The sequence below is a fragment of the Streptomyces sp. NPDC006450 genome (genome assembly GCF_040612195.1).
Classification (GTDB): domain Bacteria; phylum Actinomycetota; class Actinomycetes; order Streptomycetales; family Streptomycetaceae; genus Streptomyces.
On record NZ_JBEXPT010000063.1, the window covers coordinates 23,704 to 35,357 of the forward strand.

An 11,654-nucleotide genomic window follows, 5' to 3' on the forward strand; every position below is an offset into this window, starting at 1 on the left:
CCGCCGCCCACACTGACACCTCCCACCCCTGCATAGTGCACCCCGCCACTGACAACGGGGCCACGCGGGGCCTATGCCGGGGTTACCAGCAGAGGCCTGGCCCGCTCGCGCAGTTCGGCGACGCGCGGTTCGTCCCCGTACGGTTCCAGCCGGTGCAGGAGGTCCCGTACGTACTCCGTCGTCCGCGCCGACGAGATCCGTCCCGCCACCTCCACCGCCCGGGTCCCCGCCGCGCACGCCGCGTCGAGGTTCCCGGACTCCAGCTCGGCCACCGCGCTCACGACGAGCCGCAGCCCGTGTGATCGTACGTACTCCTCCGTCGGCCGGGACAGTGCCTGTTCCGTGAAACGCCTTACCTGGCGCGGGAGTTTGAGGTCGCGGTAGCACTCCGCCGCGTCCGCCGCGAAGCGGTCGTACGAGTAGAAGCCCAGCCAGGTCGGATCGGCGTCGCCGTCCCGGGCCCGTTCCAGCCAGCCCTCGGAGGCCCGCAGCGCGGCCCCGGCGGCCACCGAATCGCCTGCCTTCGCGTGCGCCCGGGCCTCGACGAGGCGGAAGAAGCTCATCGTCCGAGCCGTGGCCAGGCCCCGGTTGCGCTCGACGGCGGCCTGCGCGAGGTCCACGCCCTCGTCGGGAAAGTCCCGGTAGGTGGCCTGCAGCGACATCGACGCCAGCACGTACCCGCCGAGCGGTACGTCGGCCGCGGCGCGGGCCAGGCGCAGCGCCTGGATGTAGTAGCGCTGGGCGGCTTCCTGCTGTCCGGTGTCGAAGGCCATCCAGCCGGCCAGCCGAGTCAGTTCGGCGGTGGCGCCGAAGAGCGCGCGGCCCACCTCGTCGGTGTAGGAGCCGAGCAGCAGCGGCGCCGCGTCCACCCGCAGGCATTCGGGGACCATCGAGGAGCGCCAGTCGCCGCCCCCGTACTTGGAGTCCCAGCGGCGGGCGTCCTCGGCGGCCTCGCGCAGCTTGGTCACGTCGCTGTGGCCCACGCGCTGCGGGCCTCCGGTCTCGGGCGCGGCCGGAGCGGGCGCCGTCGGCGTTTCACCGGAAGGCTGGGCGGGCACACCCCCGACATGGGCGCGGGGCGGCGCCGGAAGGCCTTCCGGCGGTGCCGCGCGTGACGCCGGCTCGCGCACCACCGGTTCGCGTGCCACCGAGCTGTCGGCAGGAGATATCAGCCAGCGTGAAGCCGGCGTCGCGTACGCCGACACCGAGAAGGAACCGGCGAGTGACTGCCAGATTCCGCCACCCCCGCGCCGGCCGGCGAGGTCGAGCCGGTAGAGGTCGGTGGCCGAGCGCACGGCCGCGCCGACGTCGCGCGGGAATGCCAGCCCCACCTCGGGCGCCGGATCGGCGTCCGCGAGCCCGATCTCGTGCAGGGGCACGGGCCGGCCGAGCTTCGCGCCGATGGCCGCCGCGATCAGGTGCGGGGCTGCGCCCTGCGGCACCATCCCCTTGGACACCCAGCGGGCCACCGAGGTCTTGTCGTAGCGAAGGGTCAGACCGCGCTGTGCGCCGAGGTCGTTGACCCGCCGGGCCAGCCCGGCGTTGCTGATGCCCGCGAGGGCGAGGACGGCGCCGAGCTTCTCATTGGGCTCGCGGAGCTCCCTGGACATGCGCCACCCCTCGTCACACGCGGAACGCAGACGCCGCCGGGGCATAGGCGCCCGGCATTTCGTAAACCCAGCGTAGTTCCCCGCCTCCCAAGCGTTAAGGCCCCCTGTTCCGTATGGCGGGATTGTTGTCCGTATGCACAGTCGGGCGGTGGCCCGGGGCCGGGGCGCACGTGTCAGCGCGTGCTCCACCCGTGTGGCCGTGCGCCCACCCGTGCGCTCTGGCCGCTGCGGGGGCCCGGCGATTCGATGTGCGGTGCGTGGGTCGACCCGCCGCGCGGACCGGGCGGGCCGGGGGATGCCGCTGCCTCAATCCCCGCGGGTGGCGGAACGGTCCGGGGGGTGGATCCCGCCCCCCGGACCGCGCTCCGCGGGACGGGCCCGGGCGGCGGACCGGCGGGGCTGCGCGCAGGCTCCGCACCAGCTCCGCGCAGGGCTCTCAGTACGGCTGAAGAATGGCCGAAACCGACCTATGGGGCGGTCGGAACGGAACGCCAAATACCGCATGGCCGGGGCGTATTCGTTTATACGTGCGCCCCCCTTACCCACTCCCGCACGCCTGTCTCGTGGCAGCATGGACCCCGAGCCACCCGGGGTCCCTCCGGCCGCGCGCTGAGCGCCGGCCGCACGGTTCGCACCCCGGTCAGGTGCCCACGGGCTGGGGAGGCGGCGGTGCGCTGGTTGGTGGGTTGGAGCAGTATCGCCGCGAGCTTCGGCACGGCCGGACGGGTCGCGGGGCACGGCGCCGCGCACGCCTCCGACCAGGGCGGATACGGCTCGGGCTACGGCTCGGCCGCGGGCTACGGCCCAGGGCACGGCTCCGGCCCCGACGCATGGGGCGACGGCCCGGTCCGCGGCGGGCTCGCCGACGCCCGTCACCCCGACGAACCGGGCGCCGCCGACGCCGACCGCACCGTGGTCCCTGTCGGCGCCCAGCTCCTCTGGGGCGATCCCGACCCCCTGTGGGCCGTCGGCGACTGGCGCCCCGACGAGATCCGCACGCTCACCGCCGACCCCGCGGACCCCTTCACCCGCCTCGCGGTCCTCGGCTGCTGCGGCGCCACCGACGAGGAACTGCGCCGCGCCCTCTACGCCGCCCGCGGCGGCGCGCTGCGCCACCTCACCCAGTGGCCCGGCAGCTACACCGCCGTCGTCCAGGCCGGCCGCCGCATCACCGTCGTCGGCGACCTGGCCGGGGCGCGCCCCGTCTTCTACACGCCCTGGGCGAGCGGGACCGCGTACGCCACCGCCGCCCTCCCGCTCGCCGACCTGATCGAGGCGCAGCTCGACATCGGCCATCTCGCCGCCCTGCTCGCCTGCCCCGACAGCCCGGAGGCGCTGGGCGACGGCACACCGTACGTCGGCGTACGCCGCATCCCGCCCGGCCACGCGCTGATCCTGCGCGAGGGCTCGCGGGAGATCACCGGGTACGAGCCGGTGGCCTCCCTCGCGGTGGCCGCCCCCACGGCCGATCCCGAGCTCGCGGTGGAGGGCGTACGGGAAGCGTTGGTCGACGCGGTGCGCGCCCGGCTCACGGCTCCGCGGCATGCTCCCGAGACGCTGCCCTACGACCCCGGCCCCGTCCCCGGAATGGGCCCGGCCGACCGCCGGGCCGCGCGCGGCGCCCCCGCGCCCGTCCCCGGAGTCGGCGCGGACCTCTCCGGCGGCAGCGCCTCCGCGACCCTCGCCCTGCTCGCGGCAGGCCTCCCGGGCGCACCGGGCGCCCTGCTCGGCCGCACCGGCGAACGCCTCCTCGCCGTCACCTTCAACGACCTGGCCACCCCCCAGGGCCGCGAACCCGAACTGGAACGCGCCCACGCCATCGCGTCCGACCCCCGCCTGCACCACGTCGTCGTGGCCGCCGCCGAGGAAGCCCTCCCGTACGCCGACCTCGACGGGCCACTCACCGACGAACCGGGCCCCTCCCTGGTCTTCGCCGCCCGCGAGCGCCGCCGCCTCGCGGCCGGCTCGGCGGACCACTTCACCGGCCACGGAGCCCGCCAGGTCCTCGACGCCCACCCCGCCCGGCTGGCCGACCTCCTGCTCGACCGCCGCCGCCGCCACCTGCTCCGCCCCACCATGGCCCTCGCCCGCTCCGCCCCGACCGAGGGCGACTCCCTCCTCCTCCCCTTCCTCGTCCCCCTCACCGTGTACGCGGCGGCCCGACGCCTGGCCCGTACGCCCTACCGCGCCGGCATGGAGGCCGCGGCGGCCCGCCTGCGCGACGGGGTCCCGGCCGCGGGCCCCACCTCCCCGGTGGACGCCTCGCTCGCGGCCCTGACGTGGGCCCGGCCGGGCCCGGCGGCGGCCTGGCTCACGGGCGAGGCACTCGCCGAGGTGTCGATCCGCCTCACCGCCGCCGCGGGCCGCCCTCCCCTCTCGCTGCACCCCGGGGAGGCCAGGGCCCGCGCCGCCCTGGCCCGGCACGCCGCCGACCACCGGGTCTTCGAGCAGGCCGTGGAGGTCCGCAGCCAGCGGCTGCACGCGCCGTTCCTCGACAACCAGGTCGTACGGGCCGCCCGGGCCCTGCCCGAATCCCTGCGCGTGCAACCCGGCGCCCGGGCGGCGGTCCTGCGCGGTGTCCTGTCCTCCGCCGGGGTCCGGGACCTCCCCCCGGGGTGGGGCGCGACGACCCACGCCCCGAACGAATCGGCGACCCGCCTGGGACTGCGCGCGGCCCTCCCGCGACTCCTGACCCTCTTCACGTCGCCGCTCCTGGCGGACGCGGGCCTGATCGAAGCCCGGGTCGTCCGCCAGGCCCTCCTCGACGCGGCGGACGGCCGCCCGGTCCCGCTCGACGGCCTCGCCGAACTCGTCTCGATGGAACTGTGGCTGGGCCGCCTCCTGGCCCGCCGGGGCACCTGCTGGACCGGCACCTCCACCCCCCGCCGCAGAGCCGTCCCCACGGGAGTCCCCCTCCGCCCCGCACTGTCCTGACCCCTGGCCGCCGGCGCAGATCCTCCCGCATCCCACCGCCGGGCGGCGGCGGGGGCGTGGAGTCCGGGACCCCTCGGAGCGGTCACCGCCACCGCGGGGCCACCGTGGCCACCGCCACCCTCAGCGGCAGCTGATGACGGAGTCGGCCCAGCTCGCCAGCGTCGGCAGGCGGCCGCCCCCGGCGCGCTCCACGACCAGGCGCAGCGTCCTGTGCCCGGAGAGGGAGACGGACACGTGCGCCGCCGGGTCCTCGTAGCCCAGGGCCCGGGACTGCCACAGCCGCTGTCCGTCCGCGTACACGGAGAAGCGGACCGTGCCGTCCGTGAGCAGCGACATGCCGTCCACACCGGCCCGCGCGGAGAAGGCGACGCACTTGCGGTTGAGGGTGATCTGCACGGAGGAACGGGAGTTGACGGTGATCCCGTGCGAGAAGCGCTGTCCGCCGATCACCGGCCCCCAGCGCTGCCACACCCAGCTGCTCCGCCAGGTCTCGATCTCGGGGCCGTCGTGGTTCCCGTAGGCGGACTGGCCCAGTGAGGAGAGCGGGAACCCCTGCGGGGCCTGCGGCGCGGGCTGGGGAGGCGCCGGCCTGGGGGGCGGTACGGGACTCCGCGTGGGGCTCGGCTTCGGCCCTGGGGCCCGACTGGGACTCGGAGCGGGCGAGGACCGCTCCGCGCTCCGCGAGGGCGCCGGCACGGCCGGCGCGACGGCAACCGGCGGCGGGGGCGTCCGCTGCTTCGGGGGCGGTACGGATTCCCGTGCCGCCGACGGCTGCGCCCGCGACGGGCCGGGCTCCGGCGCGGCGGCGGCCGGACTCCGCGGCACCGGCGCGGCCACGCCCGGCGCCGGGTTCGCCCGGACGGTCGGAGCGGCGTCGTCACCGGCCAGCGCGAACACCACGCCGGCGGCCGCGGCCACCACGACCCCGGCGGCGATGGCCGCCTTGGCCGGCATCCCGAGCCCCTCCGAAGCCACGGCTCCGCCGACCCCGCCGGCCCCGCCTCCACCCGCGGCCCCACCCGCGGCCCCAGCTCCGGCCCCACCCGCAGCACCGACACCAGCCGTGGACCCGCCCGCGGCTGCGGCGGCGGCCCCGGCGCCACCCGCGGCGACGGCCCCGCCGGCCACCACTCCTGCCGCCTTGGCCGCGTACCCGGCGGCGAACCACCCGATGACGGCGACCGGCAGCAGCGCGGGAATGCCCGCGTTGACGTCCTTGAGCTCCCCGGCGGCGACCCGGCACCGGGCGCACTCCTCGAGGTGCTTGCGCAGCCCCCGCTCGGCCCGCATCCGCAGGCCCCCGCGGGCATAGGCGCCCAGCCGGTCGGCGTACCGGGCGCAGTCCCCGCCGGAACTCAGCGCGGTGCTCACATGGGCCTGGAGGTATGCCTGCTTGAGGCCCTCGCGGGCCCGGCTGGCCAGTACCGCGGTGGCGTTCGCGCTCAGTCCGAAGAGCGGGGCGATCGCGCTCGGCGAGGCCTCCTCGACGGTGGTGTGCCAGAGCACGGCCTGCCACCGCTCGGGCAGGCTCCGGAAGGCCTGCATCGCAAGGGTCTGCTCGGCCTCGTGCATGGCGCGCACATCGGCGCCGAGTTCGAGGGTGTCGTCGCCCGCCCGACCGGGCAGCCCGACCGTGCCGTCGCCGGAACCGGAGGCCTGCTCCGCGAACAGCGCGAAGTCCTCGACCAGATGCTCCCGCTTGGCCGTCTTCGCCCAGGCGGCGGCGACCCGGCGCACGGTGGTCAGCAGGTAGGCGCGCACCGACTGGTCCGGACCCGCCCCGCCCCGCACGGCCTGGAGCGTCCGCGCGAACACCTCGGCCGTCAGATCGTCGGCGGTGTGCCCGTCGCGGCAGCAGGTACGGGCATAGCGGCGCACGGCATCGGAGTGGCGGCGGAACAGCTCCTCGTAGGCCCTGTCGTCACCCCCGCGCATCCGGGCGATCAAGTCCCCGTCGGAAGGCGGGAGTTCCCCGCTCGCGCCGGCGGCGTGCCGGCCACCCGGTTCGCGCTGCGCCGGGACCTGCCGCGCTGGCAGGCTGCCTGCCTCGACCTCGCCGCCGGCACCACCGTGAGGCTCTTCCCGCCCGTCAACGCTCATCGCGGAAGCCCTCGCACGACACACTCAACCGGTCCACCGATCCAGCGTGGCACACGGCGGGCACGCGCCGAACCGGTCTCCACACCTTCCACTCATCCGGGCAAGCCCCGACGAATCGCCGTACGGAGCCTCACCCGTTCGAGCGAGAGGCCCAAGGAAGGAGCCGGTTGACGCCCACCACCGGAGCAAGCCCGCAGACCTGCCCGACTTCCCGACCCGAGCCGCCCCCCGACCTCAGCCCCCGGCCGGAGCCGACCTCAGCCTCCGGCCGGAGCCGACCTCAGGCCCGAGCCGACCTCAGGCCGAAGCTGACCTCAGGCCCGAGCCGACCTCAGGCCCGAACCGACCTCAGGCCCGAACCGACCTGAGCCGCACCCCGGCCCTAAGCCGCCCGGGACCGCAGCCCTTCGAGCAGGATGTCGAGCAGCCGGGCGGAAGCCGCCGCCTGCTGCGCCGCGTCCGGCAGCGCGGGCGCGGCCGTCGCTATCACCAGCAGCACATCGGCCACCGTGACATCGGCGCGCAGCGCACCGGCCTCCCGGGCCCGGTCGACGAGGCGGCCGACGACCTCCAGCAGCTCGCCCGCGCCCGCGTCCTCGGAGGGCTCGTCGTCCAGGCCGGTCCGCGCGGCGCCGACGACGCGCAGGTCGGGCGCACCGCCGGCCGCGACGACCTGGCGCTGGTGCGGAACCCGCGCGGCCTCGCCGTCCGTCCCCTCGGCCCCGTCCTCACCGGGCCCGCCGACCCGCAGCACCTGCGGCGGCAGCAGCCGCCCGGCGCCCGAGGCGACGGAGGTGCGCAGGAAGCGCGACAGCGCCTGCCACGGCTCCTCCTCCTGGCCGAGAGCCGTGCGGGCCTGCTCGGTCAGTCGCGAGGTCTCCTCCTCGGCTATCCGCCGGACCAGGACGTCCTTGCTGGGGAACCGTCGGTACACGGTGCCGACGCCCACCCGTGCGCGTCGCGCGACGTCCTCCATCGGAGCCCCGTAGCCGAGCTCGCCGAACACCTCGCGGGCCGCGCGAAGTACGTGCTCGAGGTTGCGCTGTGCATCGACGCGCAGCGGCGTGGAGCGGCCCACGCCGTGCGTGGTGGCGCCGCTGGCCATCAGCCGCCCGTGGTTGTCGGTCGCGGAAGCGGCCGACGACAGAGCGGTGGCAGAAGCATGGAAATCGGAAATGTTCATATGTATCCCCCGGTAATCATTTGTCTCCCCCCGGAGACACTCCCCGCCTTCATGTCGAGGGGGGCCACGGTCATGAGGGCCCTGGTCCTACTCCTCGACGCGTTACGAACATAGTTGAGCCAGAGTCAATTCAGAAGGGGGAGCCCCGGACGGACCACCGCCCGATCGGAGCATTCACCCCCAATTTTCCGTTCGAAGCCTCCGGAATCATTCATTCCGTACCGTCTGACCTGCGCACCTTCCCCTCCATGCGCACCCCCCGACCACCTCGCCCCGCCGTCCCCTCCGGTCACACAATCTGTCGGGCCTGTGGACAAACTCCCGGCCACGTTGCGTCATGGGACGGTGAAGGCTGCTAACTCCCGGGGCACGGCCCCCGGTACCCCGCCCCGTACGCGGATCCTCATCGTCGGCGGCGGCTACGTAGGCATGTACACGGCGCTCCGACTCCAGCGAAAGCTGAGAGCCGACGAGGCCGAGGTCACGGTGGTCTCTCCCGAGCCCTACATGACGTACCAGCCCTTCCTCCCCGAGGCGGCCGCCGGCTCCATTTCCCCACGCCACGTCGTGGTCCCGCTCCGCCGGGTCCTGCCGAAATGCCGCATCGTCATCGGCGAGGCCCGGCACATCGACCACGCCGCCCGGACCGCGACCGTCACCACCCTCGCCACCGACGAGGAAGGCGGCGGCCCCGTCGAGATCGAGTACGACGAACTGGTCCTCGCCCCCGGCTCCGTCTCCCGCACGCTCCCCATTCCGGGCCTCGCCGAGTACGCCATCGGATTCAAGACCGTGGAAGAGGCCATCGGCCTGCGCAACCACGTCATCGAACAGATGGACATCGCCTCCTCCACCCGCGATCCCGCCCTGCGCGACGCCGCCCTCACCTTCGTCTTCGTCGGCGGCGGCTACGCGGGCGTCGAGGCACTCGGCGAGCTGGAGGACATGGCCCGCTACGCCGCCCGCTACTACCACAACGTCAAGCCCGAGGACATGAAGTGGGTGCTGGTCGAGGCCAGCGACCGGATCCTCCCCGAGGTCGGCCCCGCGATGGGCACGTACACGATCCGCGAGCTGCGCCGCCGCGGGATCGACCTGCGCCTGGAGACCCGGCTCGAATCCTGCGAGAACCGGGTCGCGGTCCTCAGTGACGGCGCCCGCTTCCCCACCCGCACCGTCGTGTGGACCGCCGGCGTGAAACCGCACCCGATCCTCGCCGCCAGCGACCTGCCCAAGACCGACCGCGGCCGCCTCGCCTGCACCTCCTTCCTCACCGTCGAGGGCGTCGAGCACGCCTGGGCCGCCGGCGACGCCGCCTCGGTCCCCGACATCACCGCCCCGGAGAAGGGCGTCGCCTGCGCCCCCAACGCCCAGCACGCCGTCCGTCAGGCCAAGGTGCTCGCGGACAACCTCGTCTCGTCCCTGCGCGGCGGACTCCTCACCGAGTACGCCCACAAATACGCGGGATCCGTGGCCTCCCTCGGACTCCACAAGGGCGTCGCCCACGTCTACGGCCGCAAGCTCAAGGGCTACCCGGCCTGGCTCATGCACCGCGCCTACCACCTCAGCCGCGTCCCGACCCTGAACCGCAAGACGCGCGTGCTCGCCGAGTGGACGCTCTCCGGCCTCTTCAAGCGTGAGATCGTCTCACTGGGATCCCTCGAACACCCCAGAGCAGAATTCGAACTCGCGGCGGGCGGAGGCCCCAAGGACCCTCCGAAGAAGAGCGAAGGCTGATGCTGTCAGTCCCGTCGGCCACACTGGACGTGTGACCATAGGTGGGCTCACACCTGCACAGAGTGACATCAGCGTGACATCCGAGTGCCACCCGATCGCCACCGAGTGACACAGCGACCACGAGCGACACCACGAGGCTTGAACGCAGTGAACTTCACGCGCTGGAGCGCCCGGTTCCCCGGAACGCAGCGTCGCGCCGCCGCCCGGTCCGAACACGCCGCCGCCCAGGCCAAACGGGGCGAGGGCTCGGTCCCGGCCGCCCGCGGCGCCGTCGGCCATTCCGCGTCCGGCCCGGACGGCTGCCCCGCCGACCCCACGGTCCGCGGCACCGGCTCCGCCCCCGGCGCCGGCTGCGCGTCGGCCGCCGCCGACGGTACGGGGATCCCCGCACCCTCCCTCGACGAGCTCTCCGTACGCGACGTCCTCGACCGCCTCCCGGCCCTCGTCGCCCTCGTGCACGGCCCCGAGCACCGCGTCGCCTACGTCAACGACGCCTACACCGCCGGCTTCGGCACCCGCGCCCCCGGCGCCCCCGCCCACCTGGCCCTCCCCGAGCTCGGCGATCTCGGCCTGCTCCCGCTCCTCGACCAGGTCCAGCGCAGCGGCAAGCCCCGTACCGCCAAGAACCGCACCGCACCCGGCGGCACCAGCTCGTACACGGTCACCTGCACCCCGATCGAGTTCCCCAAGACCAAGGCCGACGCCGACACGACCCAGGCCCACGCCCACACAGGCGCCGGAGCCGAAGGCGAACCCGAAGCCCACACCGGCACCGGCGTCCTGATCCACCTCGCCGACGTCACCGACCACGCCGAGGCCGCCGAACGGCTGCGTGCCAGCGAGCGCCGCCAGCGCGAGGCCGCCGTCACGCTCCAGCGCTCCCTCCTCCCCCAGGAGCTCGAACAGCCCGACGACCTCCGCGTCGCCGCCACCTACCAGCCCGGCGGCACCGAAGCCGCCGTCGGCGGCGACTGGTACGACGTCATCACCCTCGGCGCCGGCCGCACGGCCCTCGTCATCGGCGACGTCATGGGCCGGGGCGTCCGCGCCGCCGCTGTCATGGGCCAGCTCCGCACCGCGGTCCGCGCGTACGCCCGTCTCGACCTGCCGCCCCACGAGGTCCTGCAGCTTCTCGACGGACTGGCCGCCGAGATCGACGCCAGCCAGATCGCCACCTGCGTCTACGCCGTCCACGACCCCAACGAGGGTCTCCTCGCGTACGCCTCCGCGGGCCACCTCCCGATCCTCGTCCGCGACGAGGACGGCACGGTCCGCCGAGCCGCGGACCCCACCGGCCCGCCGCTCGGCACCGGCGGCTGGCTGCACACCTCGGGCACCATCGCGCTGGGCCCCGGCTCCACCGCCGTCCTCTACACCGACGGCCTGGTCGAGCGCCGCGGCGAGGACATCGACGAAGGCGTCGCCGCCCTGGAGCGCGCCCTCTCCGGCGCCCAGGGCGCCCCCGCCGTCATCTGCGACCGCCTGATGCGCGCCCTCGGGGTCGACGCAGACCACGACGACGACGTCGCCGTGATGGTCCTCCAGCAGCCCGCCCGCACCGGCGCCGACGCCGAGCTCTTCCACAACGCCGCTCTCGAACTCCTGGGTGGCATCGAGGCCGCTCCGCGCGCCCGCGCCTTCGCCCAGGGAGTCCTGGCCTCCTGGCGCTTCCCGGTGGAGCTGTGCGACCTCGGAGTCCTGGCCGCGAGCGAGCTCGTCGCGAACTCCCTCCAGCACGGCACCCCGCCGATGCGCCTGCGCCTGCGCCGCACCGACCGCCGGCTGATCATCGAAGTCACCGACGGGGACGACCACCTCCCGCGCCGCCGCCGCGCCGAACCGGCCGACGAGACCGGCCGCGGCATCTCCATCGTCGCCACCATCGCCTCGGCCTGGGGCTCCCGCCGCACCCCGGGCGGCGGCAAGGCCGTCTGGTGCGAGTTCGCCCTCCCGGACAAGGCCCCGTAGCCGAACACGGAGGAGGGCCCCGGGCCCCCGGCCCGGGCGGGCGCGTGTTGTGTTATGGGGCCCGTTCAACGCGGGGACCCCCGCGGCGGGCATAAACCCCGTCAACACCCCAGTGGATGCGG

At 75.0% G+C, this 11,654-nt stretch carries 6 protein-coding genes; 3 read left to right on the plus strand and 3 right to left on the minus strand.

The window, feature by feature from the left end:
- Positions 1–71: 71 nt before the first annotated feature.
- Complete coding sequence (locus tag ABZY57_RS19785) at positions 72–1,610, minus strand: sporulation protein (RefSeq protein WP_356513599.1); 1,539 nt, start codon at positions 1,608–1,610, stop codon at positions 72–74.
- Between the two features lie 669 nt (positions 1,611–2,279).
- Between ABZY57_RS19785 and ABZY57_RS19790 the strand changes: the two genes are divergently transcribed.
- Positions 2,280–4,544 (plus strand): asparagine synthase-related protein, encoded by a 2,265-nt coding sequence (locus ABZY57_RS19790; protein WP_356513601.1) that lies wholly within the window; start codon positions 2,280–2,282, stop codon positions 4,542–4,544.
- Between the two features lie 120 nt (positions 4,545–4,664).
- On the opposite strand, the gene ABZY57_RS19795 is transcribed toward ABZY57_RS19790, so the two are convergent.
- Together ABZY57_RS19795 and ABZY57_RS19800 are read right to left on the minus strand one after the other, a co-directional pair.
- Positions 4,665–6,644 (minus strand): sigma-70 family RNA polymerase sigma factor, encoded by a 1,980-nt coding sequence (locus tag ABZY57_RS19795; protein WP_356513603.1) that lies wholly within the window; start codon positions 6,642–6,644, stop codon positions 4,665–4,667.
- Positions 6,645–7,026: 382 nt separating this feature from the next.
- Positions 7,027–7,827 carry a helix-turn-helix domain-containing protein gene (locus tag ABZY57_RS19800; protein WP_356513605.1) on the minus strand — a complete coding sequence of 267 codons (801 nt, stop codon included), beginning with the start codon at positions 7,825–7,827 and terminating at the stop codon, positions 7,027–7,029.
- A gap of 345 nt (positions 7,828–8,172) precedes the next feature.
- Between ABZY57_RS19800 and ABZY57_RS19805 the strand changes: the two genes are divergently transcribed.
- Complete coding sequence (locus tag ABZY57_RS19805; RefSeq protein WP_356513607.1) at positions 8,173–9,564, plus strand: NAD(P)/FAD-dependent oxidoreductase; 1,392 nt, start codon at positions 8,173–8,175, stop codon at positions 9,562–9,564.
- 147 nt (positions 9,565–9,711) lie between these two features.
- Positions 9,712–11,532 carry an ATP-binding SpoIIE family protein phosphatase gene (locus tag ABZY57_RS19810; RefSeq protein WP_356513617.1) on the plus strand — a complete coding sequence of 607 codons (1,821 nt, stop codon included), beginning with the start codon at positions 9,712–9,714 and terminating at the stop codon, positions 11,530–11,532.
- Positions 11,533–11,654: the final 122 nt, after the last annotated feature.